Origin of the sequence: Cognatishimia coralii (assembly GCF_037478305.1) — a bacterium.
GTDB lineage: Bacteria > Pseudomonadota > Alphaproteobacteria > Rhodobacterales > Rhodobacteraceae > Cognatishimia > Cognatishimia coralii.
Genome location: NZ_JBBGAZ010000004.1, coordinates 150018 through 166302, shown reverse-complemented (window position 1 = coordinate 166302; position 16285 = coordinate 150018). Strand labels below are relative to the sequence as shown.

Sequence of the window (16285 nt, the reverse complement as noted above, 5' to 3'; positions counted from 1 at the left end):
TATTCTATCCCGCCCCGCTGGGCAGGCGTCAATCAGACCTGAGAGGCCTCTAAAGCGACTCGCACGTCCTTGATCAAGTCGTCTGTGTCCTCAAGCCCAACAGAGAAGCGGATGAGACCTGGCGTGATGCCCAGCTCGGCCTTCAGCTCGTCACTCAGACGCTGGTGGGTGGTGGTCGCCGGATGCGTGGCGATGGATTTGGAATCCCCGAGGTTGTTTGAGATCACAGGGATCGTCAGAGCATTCAGGAACTTGAACGCGGCCTCTTTGCCGCCTTTGACGTCCAAAGACAGAACCGTGCCACCGCAGCCGCTGAGTTGGCTTTGCACGAGAGCATTCTGTGCGTGGGTTTTCAGGCCCGGATAGATCGCGCGTTCCAAGGCTGGGTTGCCTTCCACCGCTTCCGCAATCGCCAAAGCGCTTTCGGCCTGCGCTTTCACGCGCAAATCGATGGTCTCAAGACCCTTGAGCATGATCCACGCATTGAACGGGCTCAGGGAGCCGCCGGTGTGTTTCATATATGGCTCAAGCGTGCCGCGGATGTAATCTTTGGTGCCAAGGATCACGCCGCCCAAAGCACGCCCCTGCCCGTCAATATGTTTGGTCGCAGAGTAAACGACCACATCGGCGCCTTGCTCGATGGCTTTGGAATAGACTGGAGTCGAGAATACGTTGTCCACGACCACTGTCGCGCCGACGGAATGCGCAATGTCCGCGACGGCTTTGATGTCGATGACTTCAAGCGTCGGGTTGGACATAGACTCAAAGAAACACACCTTCGTGTCAGGCCGCACGGCCGCGCGCCAAGCATCCAGATCGGTGCCGTCGACAAAGGTCACTTCGACGCCGAACTTCGAGAGGATGTTTTCCAGAATATGCAAACAAGACCCAAACAGAGCCTTCGCGGACACCACATGATCGCCCGCCTGCACCAAAGATGTCAGCGCGCCGTTTACGGCTGCCATGCCAGACGCCGCCGCAAAGGCGTCCTCTGCGCCCTCAAGCAAAGCGATACGTTTTTCGAACATATCCACGGTCGGGTTGCCATAACGGGCATAGATAAACTCATCAGGACCGGTCTCTATAAAGCGCGCTTCTGCTTGCTCGGCATTGTCATAGACAAAGCCCTGCGTCATGTAGATCGCTTCGCTGACCTCGTTGTACTGGCTCCGACGTGTGCCGCCATGCACAAGTTTCGTCCGCTTGTTCCAGTCGCTCATCTTCAACTCCTTCGCGCCCGGCGCACCCTCTGGATGACACCATTCGGGCATTAAAAAACCCCCGTACGGCCAAGCGTAAGGGGGTCCCTTCGTCCTGACCTCTTTAGCGGAATTCGGAGACATCCCTGCCCCACGTGGCCCGCAATCCGGTAACAAATCGCCACGGGGCTCTCTTACTGCGCTGCAGCAACAGGGTCAACTGAGTCGCGCAACCTGAGCGCGATTTTCGTAGTCTTACGGACAGCGCGGTCTGAACTTTTGCACCGCCACCCTTGCCGTTGACGTAAACTTCTCTCTTTGCCGAACGCATTTCCTCAGGCATGATGCCCTCCGCGAAGGGGAGAACGCATGACACCGATTGACCTTTACTATTGGCCCACGCCCAACGGCTGGAAGGCCTCGATTGCGCTAGAAGAATTTGGCCTGCCTTACGAGGTGCATCAGATCAATATCGGCAAAGGCGATCAATTCGCGCCGGACTTCCTGCGCATTGCGCCGAACAATCGGATGCCTGCGATTGTGGATCATGACGGGCCGGACGGCGCGATTTCCGTTTTCGAGAGCGGGGCGATCCTGCAATATCTGGCGCGCAAAACCGGCATGTTTTATGGCGAGGGTGAGCGTGAACGCGTTGCCGTTGAAGAATGGCTGATGTGGCAAATGGGCGGCGTCGGCCCTATGGCAGGGCAAACCCACCATTTCCTGAAATACGCCCCCGAGGACATCGCCTACGCCAAGGATCGCTACCGCAGTGAAACCGCGCGGCTCTATGGCGTTCTGGACCGGCGACTGGCCGAAAACGAGTATGTTGCCGGTGACAGCTACACCATCGCTGACATGGCGATTTGGCCCTGGGCGTCCCTATGGCAAGGACAGGAACAGACGCTAGACGACAAACCCAACCTCGCGCGCTGGCTGAAAACCGTCTGGGCGCGACCTGCCGTGCGACGCGGACGCGGCTTGCTGGCTGACCTGCGCGGAGATCGCAGTGACACCTGGGTGGTGCGCGATCTGTTTCCGGATCACGTTTAGACCTGCGTGGCTGCCGCATCCTTGCGTTCACGTCCCGCGGCCTTGCAATAGGCATCGGCCTCGCTCTTGGTCATGGTTTCAGGATACGCCGTCGCCTCATCCCAATAGAGCCGGTCTGTCGTATAGAGCTGACAGCTTACCTGGCCATTCTCTGTCTCCAACACCACTTCAGGGCTGAGATACTCTGACTTGTCGCAGGCACTCAGGCCAAAGCCCAGCAAAGCGACTGGCAATATACGATGAATGGAACCCATGTAACCTCCTCGATCCTTTGCCATCTGTGTGGCAACTGCCGCAAAGGCCTAGGGGTATAACCCTCCTGATACTAGGAGAAATTCGTGGGTTGCCTCATATGTGACGCGGGTGGCGCATTATTCCCCGAGGCATGGTTTATTCAGGTTGAAAGCGGTGCGGGCTTTACGCGTTATCCGCTTCATCCTCTTCGATCCCGTATTTGGTGAAGACGCCGGCTTGGGTCATGAAAAACACGAACACCGCCGCCGTCAGGCCAAAGGTTTTAAAGTACACCCAGGTGTCCGTGGACTGGGTACGCCAAATGACTTCGTTCAGAACGGCAAGGCCAATGAAGAACGCAGTAAGGCGACGGGTCAGGATCATCCAGCCTTCATCCTGCAGAGGCAGGGCCTCTTCCATCACGAACTTCAGATAGCTTTTGCCTTGCAACAGGCCGACGCCAAGGATGCCACCAAAAAGCACATAAATCATGGTTGGCTTCATCTTGAAGAAGCGGTCGTCGTTCAGCCAGACCGACAGGCCTCCGAAGACAGCGACCAGAACGACAGTCGCCAATTGCATTTTCGACAGATGCCCTGTTAGTCGCCAAAGGATGAAGGTGGTCAGAGCGATGAGGGGCACGAAGGCCGCGGTCACCACGATAAAGCCGTCATAGTCGGTGCCGCCAATGGTAAACACCTGATCCCGCAGACGCAGATAGCCAATAAAAAACAGAATGATCGGGCCGAATTCCAAAGCTGATTTCAGCATCGGGTTGATTGTCTTGCCTGCCATGTGCCTGTCCTTTTTTCGAGGGCTCATGCCGATATATCGCCTCAGCCGCCCATTTCAACTATTACCGCCCCAAGCGCGATCAAAGCCATGAGAGCAATGCGTCGCGGGCCAACGGTTTCCTTGAGGAACACCACGCCGATAAGCGCTGCAAAGATGGTCGAGGTCTCTCGCAGGACTGCGGCTTCGCCGACTTTGTCGAGCCGTGTGGCTAGCATGATCGAGCCGAAAGAGGCGAAGGCTGTAAGTCCTCCGAAAAACCCTCGGACCGCAAGAGGCCCGAGCGCGGGGCGGTCTTTCATACGCAGATACATGACAGCCGCGATGGGTGGCATAAAGATCCCGTCGATCATGAAGAACCACGCCAGAAAGGTGAACGGATCAGCCGTCGCACGGATACCGTAGGCGTCATAGGTGGTGTAAAGCGCTACAAAGAGGCCTGTGAAAAGCGCCAATGCTAAAGCTGCGGGGAGCGTGTCTCTGTTGGATTGCAGGAAAATCAGATTATAGGCCGCAAGGCCGAAAATGCCTGAGAGCAAAACGCCAACGCCGAGCCATTGGATGCCGGTAAAGGTCTCGCCAAAAAGGAAATACGCACCGATGACCGCGAACAGCGGCCCTGTGCCGCGCACCACGGGATAGACCACCGTGTAGTCGCCTTTTGTGTAGGTGAAGGCCTGCAAGAGTTTGTAGCCTACATGGATGAGGAAAACGCCCACAAAGATCAGCCACATATGCGGTTCAGGCCATGGCACAACGAACAACGCAAAGGGCGCGGCCATGAGGCCATAGCTCAGATCAATGGCGCCGCGACTAAGCCAAGGGTCGTGACGGCCCTTCTGAAGCGCTCCGAAGACCGCATGCAGGAATGCCGCCAAGAGCGCGAGCGCGAGAGCAAGCTGGTGCCCGGCCTCGGTGCCTTCGAGGGAGGTGAACCAAGCGCTCACGGTTTGAGTGCCGGGGGTGTCACCCCCGGACCCCCGAGGATATTTTCAGCAAGAGAAAGCCTATTCATCTGTCAGGCCCGTGAGGGCTTGTGCGAAATCTTTGGGATCAAAAGCGTCTAGATCGTCAATCTTTTCACCAACGCCGATGGCGTGGATCGGAAGGCCGAATTTGTCCGCGAGCGCAACCAGCACGCCACCTTTGGCAGTGCCGTCGAGTTTGGTCATCACGAGGCCTGAGACATCGGCGAGCTTTTGGAAGGTTTCGACCTGGGACAGCGCGTTTTGGCCGGTGGTGGCGTCCAGAACAAGCACTGTGTTGTGCGGCGCGGTTTCGTCTTTCTTGCGAATGACGCGGACGATTTTGGCGAGTTCTTCCATCAGGTCCTGACGGTTTTGCAAACGGCCTGCGGTGTCGATCATAAGAAGATCTGCGCCCATCTCCTCAGCTTGAGTCATAGCATCAAAAGCGAGGCTTGCAGGATCGGATCCTTCGGGCGCTGTCAGAACGGGCACGCCGGCGCGGTCTCCCCAAACTTGCAATTGTTCGACAGCGGCGGCGCGGAAGGTGTCTCCGGCTGCGATCACGACGGATTTGCCAGCGGCGGTGAATTGGCTGGCGAGTTTACCGATTGTTGTGGTTTTGCCTGCACCATTCACGCCAACGACCAAAACGACCTGCGGTTTTTTCGGATAGAGCGGCAGGGGCTTGGCGACGCTCTCCATAATGCGGGTGATTTCGTCAGAAAGGAGCGTTTTGATTTCCTCAGTCGACAGGCGTTTGCCGAACCGGCCCTCAGCGATATTTGCGGTGACGCGCAGCGCGGTATCCACACCCATGTCCGAGGCGATCAAAAGTTCTTCGAGCTGCTCGAGCATCTCGTCGTCAAGTTCGCGCCGCACAACGGGTTTCGCAGGTGCTGCGCCTGTCAGACGGCTCAGCAGACTGCGGGTGGGTTTTTCCGGTTCCACAGGCGCAGGGGCCTCGGGCGCAGCCGGAGCGGCCTCGGCGACAGGCGTTTCCGGTTGGGGCTGCGCCTCCTCGGGCTGAGGCGCCTCAACCGGCGTTTCTTCGCCGCCCTCTTCGACAATCGCATCAAGCCCCTCTTCGAGCCGGGAAGAAGACTTAAACAAACGCTCGCGGAGCTTGGAAAATAACGCCATTGGGGCCTCGTCTTGATTTCAAACACATGTAGTCAATCAAGGCGGGGGTGAAAAGAGGCCTTAGAGCGCGATCAAAGGCTGCGCGAAGCCAGCACCAATCAAGATTGCGACTTGTGCCAACGCATAGGCCAGCCAGAGCAGGATGGCGATTGGGACCTGCAAGACCGAGTTTTCCTTTTGTCGAAAGAGGTGAATGGCCAAAAGCAGGTCAGAGAAAATGAACAGAAACGCCCCCATGGTGGCCAATTCTCGCGCGGGCATGGCGGCAGCGGTCAATCCCATGAGCGTGATCAGAACCACATAGATGCGCACCGGCCATTTGAGGTCTTTGGTATGCGGCCTGAGCCAGAATTCTGTCGACAGCGCGAGGGCGACAAGGATCACCGCCGCGGTCAAAGGCGGCGTGCCGCTGGTCAGATCGTAGAAATGCACGATGTAGGCCAGATGCGCGGCGGCAAAGCCGATCAGGCCGACCAGAAAAGCGCGATCTCCGGGGCGCGAGAGGGCGATGTCTCCGATCAGGGACAAGGCAAGTGCAGCGATGACCAGCGGGTTGGCGAAGTTCGCGAAGCCTGCGAAGACCAAAGCGCCGACGGGCATGGCTTTCAGAATGGTTTTCCACCAACTCGGCCCACGCCAAGAGGCAAAGATCGCAAAAAGCGCGGCGGTCACAAGGCTAAAGGTGACTCCGCCCCAAAAGAGGCTTTGGCGAAAGGCGATTTCTTCGAGGAAGGTCATGGCGGCTCTGTCTTTGCGTCAGCCCAGAATAGGCAAAGCGCGCGAGATTCGCGCGCTTTACTTTACGTTCGTTTGGCGGTGTTGCTTAAACCGAAGCTCTAAATCTCGTCCGCAAAATGCTTAATCGTCAGCCGGATCGGGTTTGGAGCGGCTTGGCCGAGACCACAGATCGACGCATCGACCATCGCTTGGCTGAGCTCCTCAAGCAGCCCTGTGTCCCAGCTGTCGCGGCTCATAAGCTTGACGGCCTTTTCACAGCCAACACGGCACGGCGTGCATTGGCCACAGCTTTCGTCCTCAAAGAACTTCAGCATGTTGAGCGCGGCCTCTTTGGCGCTGTCCTGATCGGACAGGACGACAACAGCAGCCGAGCCGATGAAAGTGCCAAGCGGCTGCAGCGTGTCAAAGTCCAGCGGGACGTCGTTGATGGACGCGGGCAAGAGACCGGAAGACGGGCCGCCCGGTTGATAGGCTTTGAAGGCATGACCCTCAAGCATGCCACCACAAGCCTCGATGATATCGGTGATGGTGGAGCCTGCGGGCAAGAGATGCACGCCGGGGTTCTTCACACGCCCCGAAACGGAATAGCTGCGCAGACCCTTGCGGCCGTTCTTTTCGACCGCGTTCAGGCACTCTGGGCCTTCGCGGTTGATCTTGCAGACCCAATAGAGCGTTTCGACGTTGTGCACCAAAGTCGGGCGGCCAAAGATGCCGACTTGCGCTACAAAGGGCGGGCGGTGGCGCGGCTCACCGCGTTTGCCTTCGATGCTCTCAATCATCGCGGATTCTTCGCCGCAGATATAGGCGCCTGCCCCGCGACGCAGGTCGATGTAGCCGGGCTCTACGATACCGGCCTCTTCGAGCGCACGGATCTCGCGGCGGAGGATCTCCAGCACGGCGGGATATTCATCGCGCATATAGATAAAGGCGCGCTCGGCCTCGACCGCCCAGGCGGCGATCAGCATACCTTCAAGGAAGACATGTGGCGTGCGTTCCAGATAGTAACGGTCCTTAAAGGTACCCGGCTCGCCCTCGTCGCCATTCACGGCGAGATAGCGTGGACCGTCATTGGCGCGCACAAAGCCCCATTTGGTGCCAGACGGGAAGCCTGCTCCGCCGAGGCCGCGCAGACCGGCCTCTTTGACCTTTTCCTGCACCGCTTCCCAGTCGCCATTCGCGCGCAGGTCTTTGAGCGTGGCGTAGCCGCCTTGGGCCTCGTAAGCCGCAAAGGTTTCATACTCGGGGATATGCGCATGGGTGTCACCCGCGGCAATCGCAGCCTCAACCTTTGCAGGGGTCGCGTGGTCAATGTGATTGTGGCCGATCTCGAGCACAGGTGCGGTGTCGCAGCGGCCCATGCAAGGCGCGCGGACCACGCGGACCTCTTCAGGGTTCAACCCATCCTCAAGCGCCTTTTGCAACTGTTGCGCGCCCGCGAGTTCACAAGACAGGCTGTCACAGACACGGATCGTCAAAGCAGGTGGCGGCGTCTCGCCCTCGCGCACCACATCGAAATGCGCGTAAAAGGACGCTACCTCATAGATCTCAGCCTGCCCGGTGCGCATCTCTTCAGCTAAAGCGCGCAGATGGGCCGCCGACAAATGCCCAAACTCATCCTGAATCAAATGCAGATACTCAATCAGCAAATCGCGATCGCGCGGACGATCCCCGATCAGGCCACGCACCTCTTCCAGCGCGACATCATCAAGCTGCCGCCCCTTCGGGGTGTGCCGGCCCTTACCTTTGCCGGATTTCCAAACACCTTTGCGTTCATCGAGTGCCATTTGGGTGCTCCACAATTCGTCTTTGCCTAGGCAATATACCCTAAGCGACGCGGGTCTTATCCTCAAAACGACATTCATTGCCTCTTTCGCGTTGCATTTACCCAAGACTGGCCTCGCTTGTGGCACAAAATTTCCTAAGTTAGAGGAGATACCCCGATAAGAACGCGCGTTCTGATGGAGTCGTAACGATGCTTTGGTTCACTTTGGCCACCGCGGTACCGGTGTTTCTGCTGGCCCTCGCCGGGTTTCTGGGCGGGGTTTGGGCCATTGTGGCTGTGCTCTACCTGACGGCTTTTGTCTTCATCATGGACCGGCTGATTGAATATGCGGCCACCGACAAAGACACGCATGAAGAGTTCCCCGCAAGCACCGCGCTCTGCATTTTTCTGGGCTTCACCCATCTGATCCTGATTGTCATCGCCATTCTTGCGCTCAGCGGTGAGACGGGCCTAAACATCTGGGAACGCCTCGCCTGTTTTGTTCTTTTCGGTCAATACTTTGGGCAAGTCAGCAATGCCAATGCGCATGAGTTGATCCACCGCGGGTCTCGTTGGCTGAATCGGCTGGGCGTCGCAGTCTATAGCTCGATCTTTTTTGGCCATCATGCGTCGGCCCATACCAAAGTTCATCACACCTGGGTCGGCAGCCTGCGTGATCCGAATACCGCGCGTCTTGGCGAGAGCGTCTATCGCTTCTGGCCGCGCGCTTGGTTTGGATCCTTCATGGCCGGCTTGCGCGCTGAGAACGCCATGCGGGCGCGAGCGAAAACGCCAAACCCAAAGTGGACACATCCCTATGTTTGGTACGGTTTTGGCACTTTGACCACGGTCATTATCGCGTTTTTGCTGGCGGGCTGGGCGGGCATTGGCGCTTTGGTCGCGGTCTCGCTCTACGCCACGCTGCAACACCTTGCGAGCGACTATATCCAGCACTACGGCCTCAAACGTCGCAAACTGGCGAATGGCAAACTGGAACCGGTCGGCGCACAACACAGCTGGAATTCCCCGCAGGTCTTTAGCTCTGCGATGATGCTGAATGTGCCGCGCCATTCGGATCACCATCTGAACCCTAACCGCCCCTATCCGAACCTGCGCATCGAAGAAGACCGCATGCCGATCTTGCCGAAATCTCTGCCGGTCATGGGGATCATCGCGCTTTGGCCGCCCCTGTGGCGTCACATGATGGATGAGCGGGTTGCTGCTGTGAATGGCGTGACCCAGCCCTAGTGCACCTAAAAGTTTACTGGAAAACACTGCGGGCTTTTGGCAGGCTCCCGGCATGAGAATTTTTGTCACGATCACGGCGGCTCTTTTCCCGCTTTTCACTCTGGCCGAAACGCCGCTCAGCCCTGATGCATTTGATCGCTATACGCGTGGCAAAACGCTCTATTATTCGAGCAATGGATCCCGCTATGGCGCTGAGGAATATTTCGGCCAAAGACGCGTGCGCTGGAGCTTTCTGGACGGTCAATGCAAAGAAGGCACGTGGTACGCCAGCGGGCAGGACATTTGCTTTGTCTATGAAGACAACCCCGAGCCACAATGCTGGCAGTTCTTTCTGGAACCCGGCGGGTTGAGCGCGACCTTTAGTGGCGACACCTCGGACAGCACGCTTTACGAAATCACGGGTGCAGACGAAGAAATGCTCTGCCTCGGGCCAGAGGTTGGCGTCTAAAACAGGCTGCCTTGGTCGGGTGCATCTGGCTTCGGTGACTTGACCACCTTGCGTGGGGCTTTCGCCACGCCATCCGGCGCATGCCGTCCATCCGCGAACTGGATCTCAAGCTCTTTGGCCTTGCCAGCAGCCTTGGCCGTCGTGACCACCTTGTCTCCATCCCAGACCACCGCATAACCGCGCTCAAGCGTGGCCTCATAGCCGAGCGTTTGCCGCAGACGGTCAAGGCTTTCCAACCGATCCTTAAGCGTCTTAGTCTGAGAGGTCGCAGTGGTCACAAACCGCTGATTCAGAGCGTCCAACTTGTCTTTTTTAATCTGAATGTCGCGCTGGATCGGGCGGATAGACAGCCGGTCGGCGCGCCGTCCCAGTGCCTCGCGCTTCGCATCCACCGCGCGTCGCAGATTGGAGGGGCGCAACGAGGCTGCCGCCTCGGTCAATTTCAAACGTCGCGTATCGACCGAGCGCCGCAAGGCCTCTGGCAGTTTCTCTGACGCGCGGTCCAGCCGTTGGCGCGGCGAATCCAGCAGAGTGTCCACGCGCGGCATTGCCCGTGCGAGATCGCGAAGACGTTGTCCGCGTTGCGTGATCGACTGGGTCAGCGCCCGCGTTAGTCTCGCGCCCTGCTCATCCGTCCAGCCCATCAGTTCCAGCCGCACAGGCACCGCGAGTTCAGCCGCCGCGGTCGGCGTCGGTGCGCGTTTGTCAGAGGCAAAGTCGATCAGGGTCGTGTCTGTCTCGTGTCCTACCGCCGAGATCAGGGGAATGTCGGAGGCCGCCGCCGCCCGCACAACGATCTCTTCGTTAAAGCCCCAAAGGTCTTCGACCGAGCCGCCGCCACGGGCGACGATAATTAGATCCGGACGCGGCAAGGCCCCGCCGGGCGTGAGCGCGTTGAACCCTTCGATCCCCCGCGCCACTTCGGGCGCACATTTCTCGCCTTGCACAGCTACGGGCCAAATCAAGACCTTGCTGGGGAACCGGTCACGCAGGCGGTGCAAGATATCTCTTATCACCGCGCCTGACGGCGATGTCACGACGCCGATGATCGACGGCAAATAGGGAGTCGGCTTCTTACGGTTTTGGTCAAAGAGCCCTTCGGCCGACAGTTGCGCCTTGCGTTTTTCCAGCATCGCCATCAAAGCGCCGACGCCTGCGGGTTTCATGTCCTCAATGACAATCTGGTATTTGGACTGCCCGCCAAAGGTGGTCAGCCGCCCCGTGACCACAACCTCCATCCCCTCTTCAGGACGCATCGGCAAACGCGACGCCACGCCTTTCCAGATGACACCGGAAATCACCGATTTGTCGTCTTTCAGATCCAGATAAACGTGACCTGACCGTGGAAAACTGACCCGCCCGATCTCTGCCCGGATCCGCACATGGCTAAACGTGCCCTCAATGAGTTTCTTAATGGCTCCAGAAAGCTCAGTAACGGAAAACTCCGGGGCATTTTCGCCCTCTCGTGGGTCGTCGATCAGGTCAGACATCTGGCCTCGCTTGATGTATTGCTGCGCAGAGCTTAGAACGCGCGTCAACAAAGGCCAAGCGCTTGCGCGATCATAAAAGGACACCCCATGAACATTCTTATTCTCGGCAGTGGCGGACGCGAGCACGCATTGGCTTGGGCGGTGAAACAGAACCCGAAATGTGATCGTCTGATTGTGGCGCCGGGCAACGCGGGGATTGCGCAGATTGCCGAATGCGCGAACTTTGATATCGAGAATGGCGCAGAGGTCGTGGATTTCGCGAGCGAGAACGCCATCGACTTTGTGATCGTCGGGCCCGAGGCGCCTTTGGCGGTTGGCGTTGCGGACCGTCTACGCGAGGCGGGCTTTTTGACCTTTGGTCCATCCGAGGCGGCGGCGCGTCTGGAGAGCTCCAAGAGCTTCACCAAGGAAATCTGCGTCGCGGCCAACGCGCCGACCGCAGGCTATGGGCATTTCACCGATGCCGAGGCCGCCAAAGCGCATATTCGCGAGAACGGCGCGCCGATTGTGGTCAAGGCCGACGGTCTAGCCGCTGGCAAAGGCGTGATTGTGGCGATGGACGAACAAACCGCGTTGGACGCGATTGACGACATGTTTGGTGGAGCCTTTGGTGGCGCAGGCGCTGAAGTCGTCATTGAGGAATTCATGGAGGGCGAAGAGGCCTCTTTGTTCGTTCTGGTCGACGGCGAAGAGGTTCTGTCCGTCGGCACAGCGCAAGACCACAAGCGTGTGGGCGAAGGCGATACAGGTCTGAACACGGGCGGTATGGGGGCTTATTCTCCTGCTCCCGTTCTGTCGGCCGAGATCGAAGCCAAAGCGATGGAAGAGATCGTGAAACCCACCATGCGCGTGATGAAAGAGCGCGGGATGCCCTATCAAGGTGTTCTCTATGCGGGGTTGATGATCAAGGACGGGGAGCCTCGTCTGGTAGAATACAACGTGCGTTTTGGTGATCCGGAATGTCAGGTTCTGATGATGCGCTTGGGGGCGCAGGCTTTGGATTTGATGCAGGCGGTGGCTGAGGGACGTTTGGCTGAGGCGCAGGTGAATTGGGCGGATGATCACGCGATGACGGTGGTGATGGCGGCCAATGGCTATCCGGGATCATATGAAAAGGGATCCGAGATCAAAGGACTTGGCGATCTGCCATCCGACAGCATGAACTATGTGTTTCATGCGGGTACCAAGGCGGACGGCGCTGCGGTCTTGGCGTCCGGTGGGCGTGTTTTGAACGTGACTGCACGCGGGGCATCTTTACGAGAAGCTCGCGATCGCGCCTATGCGATGGTGGAAAGCGTGGATTGGCCGGGCGGGTTTTATCGCAAAGACATCGGCTGGCGGGCGCTTTGAGCCTTTGGCAAGGGGCTGGCCCCCGGGATATTTTCAGCAAGAGAAAATGGTTATTTGCAGGCTAATACGTCTGCGAGGGTTTCTTGCGAGAAGCCGTCGGCGGCTTGGCTCTTGATTGTCTTGCCGTCAAAGCTGGACACGATCACCGAGCGCCAGTTGGCATCAGCGGTGACCATCTCTGGACCCTTGCCGCAATCGCGAATGCCGCTGGATATGTAGTCTTGTCCGATCTTGTGATTGGTCAGACCCGGTTTCTGAGCAACCTCGGTGAGTGCTCCGTTTTCATAGCGCCAAATGCGCAAGGTTTTCGCCAAATGCGGACGGTCGATATAGGCGATCTCGATTTTACCGTCGCCATCCAGATCCGCAGCCCCAACCGGCGCGAGCCAGCGGTTGCGGGTGCCGATATAGGGGTTCGCCGCCAAAAGGCCGTTTTCATCATAAATCGAAAGACGCGCGCCTTGGGTGGCGCTGCTTTCGATCACGATGACTTCAAGGTCTCCGTCCAGATCTACGTCAAAGAGGCGCGGTTCCAGATCTTCGAACACGCGGCTTTCGGGCAGCACGAGACGACGACGTGTATTGTCTTTTAGGCGGATCTCAAGCGTGCCCCATTCGATGGCATCGCCAAGCACGCCGTGGGCATAGCGGTCCGTGGGCTCTAGGTAGCGAGCCGAGACCACTTCGGCCTGCGCCGCCGTGACGCTCGCCGCCAAAGCCAGTGGCCACAGGCGCGACACATGCAACGCGCGGCGCGCGAAACCGCGCCACTCTCGCATCGCCAGACGCCGCGCCTGCGCCATCATCAGATTTGCTTCTCAGGCATAAAGACCTTGAGACCGTCCAGCGCGTCGCTGACTTTCAGCTGGCAGGTCAGGCGCGACAGGCCCGGCTTTGGCTCGAAGGCAAAGTCCAGCATGTCTTCTTCCATGTCGTCCATCGGCGACAGTTTGTCGGCCCAGGCCTCGTCCACATAAACGTGGCAGGTCGAGCAAGCACAAGCACCGCCGCAGTCGGCCTCGATGCCCGGAATGTTGTTGTCGCGTGCGCCTTCCATCACGGTCAGGCCATTTGCGACCTCTACAACGTGCTCGGTACCGCCGAATTCGACATAAGTGATTTTTGCCATTTCCGTGTATTCCCTTGCGATTCCCTTTCGTAGTTAGTGCGCCAAGCCCCCTTATGCCAGCCCGTTTTCGTCAGTTTCCTGTCACGCTTGCGACAGCGTGAATTTGTTCTATATTTGTTCTCATGACACATCACCCGCACCGCCCCTTGTCTGCAGACACGAACTGGCCGCGCCCACCCTCGGCGATCATGGCGCGCCAACTGGTTCTGCCACCACAAGGCGCGCGGGTGACGGTGGCCGGTCTGGTGATCCTGAGGCAGCGGCCGGGGACGGCGAACGGCGTAATCTTTCTGACGCTTGAGGATGAGACGGGCGTGGTGAATATCGTTGTCTGGCGCAAGATCTATGAGGCCTTCAGGCGGGCGGTCATCGCAGGGCGGCTTTTGCGCATCACGGGGCGCATTCAGCGCGAAAATAACGTGACCCATGTGATTGCCGAGCACATTGAGGACATCTCGCCCATGCTCGATCAGTTGGTGCAACCGGGACTCACCTGGAAGGCCGATGTCGAGACCCCCGCGCAATAGAGCTTTTGACGCGCCTTAAAACGCGGTAAAAAGGGAAAAACCGCGAAGGCGAGCAGATGAGACCTCGGCCACTCTTGATTGGCGTAATGGCAACAGCCCTTTGGGGCTGCGAAGAGGTCGTGCCTGATTTCGCGTCGAGTCTCGCGGGATTTAATGAACCCGAAGTCGTGCTGGAACATCAGCCCGGCCCACCCGGCGCGCGGCCCGGCAGTTGCTGGGGGAAATCGATCCGGCCTGCGGTAATTGAAACGGTGCAAGAGCAGATCCTGGTGCAGCCTGCCGAGCTGATGGCAGATGGCTCTGTTCTGACGCCCGCGATCTATCGTACCGAAACGCAGCAACGCATCGTGACGCCTCGGCGTGAGACCTGGTTTGAGACCCCCTGCCCTGAGGAGCTCACGCCCGAGTTCATCGCCTCGGTTCAGCGCGCGCTGCAAGTGCGCGGAGCCTATCGGGGGCCGATCAATGGCCAAATGGATGCGCGCACCCGTGCGGGGATCCGGCGGTATCAGTCGGCCAATGGGCTCGACTCGGGGCTTTTGTCCTCGGAAACCGGTCGACAGCTTGGCTTGATCTCGGCAAGTCGAACCGACCAATAAAAAAGGCGCCACTTAGGGCGCCTTTCTTGTGAGTTTGTTTCGGGCTTATTCGTCAAGCGCCAGAGCGACAAACCGTGGCTCGCCACCGCGACGCACAAGCAAAAGGATCGACTTGCGCCCTGCTTCTTCTGCCTCGGCCACACGTGCATCCAGATCGGACACAGAGACCACTTTCTGCTGGCTCGCCTCGGTGATCACATCACCGGCGCGCATGCCTTTTTCATAGGCTTTGGACAACTCATCGACATTGGTGATCACCAAGCCTTCGGCACCTTCGTCCAGACCAAGCTCTGTGCGCAGCTCTTCAGTCATCGGAGTAACGGTCAGGCCGAGCATGTCTTTCTCGGTTGGCTCTTCAGGCGTCACAGGCTGAGCTGCTGGCACAGCGGCTTCGGCCTCTTCGCGACGGCCCAGAGTCACCAGAAGCGTCTGAGTCTTGCCACCGCGCAGGACGATCACGCGGACTGCTTTGCCAACAGCCGTGTTGCCAACGGTGCGGACGAGGCCACGCACGTCCTCAACGTCAGTGCCATCAAAGGTCAGGATCACATCACCGGATTCGATACCAGCATCTTTAGCAGGACCGTCTGGCACATCTGTGACCATCGCACCGGCAGCAGTCTCAAGACCTTCGACTGCGCCGATCATATCTTCGGTCACATCTTGGATGCGAACACCCAGCCAGCCACGGCGGGTTTCGCCAAATTCTTGTAGCTGGTCGACCACATTGGTCACGACGTTGGACGCCATAGAGAAGCCGATGCCAATCGAGCCACCATTTGGAGACAGGATCGCAGTGTTCACACCGATCACTTCACCATCCATGTTGAACAGTGGGCCACCAGAGTTACCGCGGTTAATCGCAGCATCGGTCTGAATGAAATCATCGTAGGACCCGGACAAAGCACGGTTGCGCGCCGAAATGATACCGGCGGAGACAGAGAAACCCTGACCCAGCGGGTTACCCACGGCCATCACCCAGTCACCTACGCGGGCCACATCGCTGTCGCCAAAGCTGACAAACGGCAACGGCGTGTCGCTTTCGACTTTGAGAACCGCGATGTCGGTATTCGGATCTTTGCCGATCACAGTCGCGGGCAGCTCTTCGCCAGAGAAGAACTCGACCAGGATCTCATCCGCGCCTTCGATGACGTGGTTGTTGGTGACAACATAGCCATCCTCAGAGATCACGAATCCCGCGCCCAAAGCCGCGCTGCGGCGAGGGCGATTTTGATCGCCTTGACCCTGACGGTCCTGAAATTCACGGAAGAAATCCTCAAACGGGCTGCCTTCGGGCACGATGCCCTGCGGGCCGGATCGGCTGGCGACCACAGTTGAGGTGGAAATATTGACCACAGCCGGGCTGACCTCTTCGACGAGGTCGGCAAGGCTATCGGGGCGGGCTTGGGCCACGAGGGTTTGGGCCAGAATAAACATAAACGCGAGGGCCGAGAGCCACAAAGCACGCATCTGGCTGACATTTTGAACGGGTGCGGAAACAGCGATTGGTTTCACCTAAAAACTCCTTTTGGATTTCTGCTCCTGAGTGCCGTGTCCCCGAAACGCGACAATCTTAGATGTAACATAGGACAAATTAAATGCTGCACA

17 protein-coding genes are annotated in these 16285 nt (G+C 58.4%); 6 read left to right on the top strand and 11 right to left on the bottom strand.

Annotated features, from left to right (window positions below; translation table 11 throughout):
* Positions 1-32: 32 nt before the first annotated feature.
* Positions 33-1220, bottom strand: coding sequence for an O-succinylhomoserine sulfhydrylase (metZ, locus tag WG622_RS09650; RefSeq protein ID WP_209357131.1), 1188 nt, complete (start codon positions 1218-1220; stop codon positions 33-35).
* A gap of 348 nt (positions 1221-1568) precedes the next feature.
* On the opposite strand from metZ, the gene WG622_RS09645 reads away from it, so the two are divergent.
* On the top strand, positions 1569-2252 hold the full coding sequence (locus tag WG622_RS09645) for a glutathione S-transferase N-terminal domain-containing protein (protein ID WP_339403403.1): 684 nt from the start codon (positions 1569-1571) through the stop codon (positions 2250-2252).
* On the opposite strand, the gene WG622_RS09640 is transcribed toward WG622_RS09645, so the two are convergent.
* The 6 genes from WG622_RS09640 to WG622_RS09615 all read right to left on the bottom strand — a co-directional run bounded on the left by WG622_RS09640 (position 2249) and on the right by WG622_RS09615 (position 7908).
* The gene (locus WG622_RS09640; RefSeq protein WP_339403402.1) at positions 2249-2506 is read right to left on the bottom strand and encodes a hypothetical protein; all 258 of its coding nucleotides are present in this window, start codon (positions 2504-2506) and stop codon (positions 2249-2251) included. The genes WG622_RS09645 and WG622_RS09640 overlap by 4 nt on opposite strands.
* A gap of 163 nt (positions 2507-2669) precedes the next feature.
* Positions 2670-3281, bottom strand: a complete 612-nt coding sequence (locus WG622_RS09635) for an inner membrane-spanning protein YciB (protein ID WP_339403401.1) — start codon at positions 3279-3281, stop codon at positions 2670-2672.
* A gap of 41 nt (positions 3282-3322) precedes the next feature.
* Complete coding sequence (locus WG622_RS09630; protein WP_339403400.1) at positions 3323-4225, bottom strand: EamA family transporter; 903 nt, start codon at positions 4223-4225, stop codon at positions 3323-3325.
* Positions 4226-4285: 60 nt separating this feature from the next.
* Complete coding sequence (gene ftsY, locus WG622_RS09625; protein WP_339403399.1) at positions 4286-5386, bottom strand: signal recognition particle-docking protein FtsY; 1101 nt, start codon at positions 5384-5386, stop codon at positions 4286-4288.
* 60 nt (positions 5387-5446) lie between these two features.
* Positions 5447-6124, bottom strand: a complete 678-nt coding sequence (locus tag WG622_RS09620; RefSeq protein WP_339403397.1) for a lysoplasmalogenase — start codon at positions 6122-6124, stop codon at positions 5447-5449.
* A 98-nt stretch (positions 6125-6222) separates the two neighbouring features.
* Positions 6223-7908, bottom strand: a complete 1686-nt coding sequence (locus WG622_RS09615) for an NAD(P)H-dependent oxidoreductase subunit E (RefSeq protein WP_339403396.1) — start codon at positions 7906-7908, stop codon at positions 6223-6225.
* 188 nt (positions 7909-8096) lie between these two features.
* Here WG622_RS09615 and WG622_RS09610 point away from each other — a divergent pair, with 188 nt between their 5' ends.
* The gene (locus tag WG622_RS09610) at positions 8097-9134 is read left to right on the top strand and encodes an alkane 1-monooxygenase (protein WP_339403395.1); all 1038 of its coding nucleotides are present in this window, start codon (positions 8097-8099) and stop codon (positions 9132-9134) included.
* Positions 9135-9186: 52 nt separating this feature from the next.
* The gene (locus tag WG622_RS09605) at positions 9187-9582 is read left to right on the top strand and encodes a hypothetical protein (protein WP_339403394.1); all 396 of its coding nucleotides are present in this window, start codon (positions 9187-9189) and stop codon (positions 9580-9582) included.
* On the opposite strand, the gene xseA is transcribed toward WG622_RS09605, so the two are convergent.
* Positions 9579-11072 carry an exodeoxyribonuclease VII large subunit gene (xseA, locus tag WG622_RS09600; RefSeq protein WP_339403393.1) on the bottom strand — a complete coding sequence of 498 codons (1494 nt, stop codon included), beginning with the start codon at positions 11070-11072 and terminating at the stop codon, positions 9579-9581. The genes WG622_RS09605 and xseA overlap by 4 nt on opposite strands.
* Before the next feature lie 87 nt (positions 11073-11159).
* Here xseA and purD point away from each other — a divergent pair, with 87 nt between their 5' ends.
* Positions 11160-12422: a phosphoribosylamine--glycine ligase gene (gene purD, locus WG622_RS09595; protein WP_339403392.1), complete on the top strand. Its 1263-nt coding sequence runs from the start codon at positions 11160-11162 to the stop codon at positions 12420-12422.
* A gap of 50 nt (positions 12423-12472) precedes the next feature.
* Here the strand turns inward: purD and WG622_RS09590 are convergent, their stop codons facing one another.
* The gene (locus tag WG622_RS09590) at positions 12473-13228 is read right to left on the bottom strand and encodes an FG-GAP repeat domain-containing protein (protein WP_339403391.1); all 756 of its coding nucleotides are present in this window, start codon (positions 13226-13228) and stop codon (positions 12473-12475) included.
* Positions 13228-13551: a 2Fe-2S iron-sulfur cluster-binding protein gene (locus WG622_RS09585; RefSeq protein WP_209357143.1), complete on the bottom strand. Its 324-nt coding sequence runs from the start codon at positions 13549-13551 to the stop codon at positions 13228-13230. Before WG622_RS09585 ends, WG622_RS09590 begins: the two co-directional genes overlap by 1 nt.
* Positions 13552-13673: 122 nt before the next feature.
* On the opposite strand from WG622_RS09585, the gene WG622_RS09580 reads away from it, so the two are divergent.
* Both WG622_RS09580 and WG622_RS09575 read left to right on the top strand, forming a co-directional pair.
* Positions 13674-14078 carry an OB-fold nucleic acid binding domain-containing protein gene (locus WG622_RS09580; RefSeq protein ID WP_339403390.1) on the top strand — a complete coding sequence of 135 codons (405 nt, stop codon included), beginning with the start codon at positions 13674-13676 and terminating at the stop codon, positions 14076-14078.
* Between the two features lie 86 nt (positions 14079-14164).
* On the top strand, positions 14165-14677 hold the full coding sequence (locus WG622_RS09575; RefSeq protein ID WP_339403389.1) for a peptidoglycan-binding domain-containing protein: 513 nt from the start codon (positions 14165-14167) through the stop codon (positions 14675-14677).
* A gap of 45 nt (positions 14678-14722) precedes the next feature.
* On the opposite strand, the gene WG622_RS09570 is transcribed toward WG622_RS09575, so the two are convergent.
* Positions 14723-16147, bottom strand: a complete 1425-nt coding sequence (locus tag WG622_RS09570) for a Do family serine endopeptidase (protein WP_339403485.1) — start codon at positions 16145-16147, stop codon at positions 14723-14725.
* Between the last annotated feature and the right edge of the window lie 138 nt (positions 16148-16285).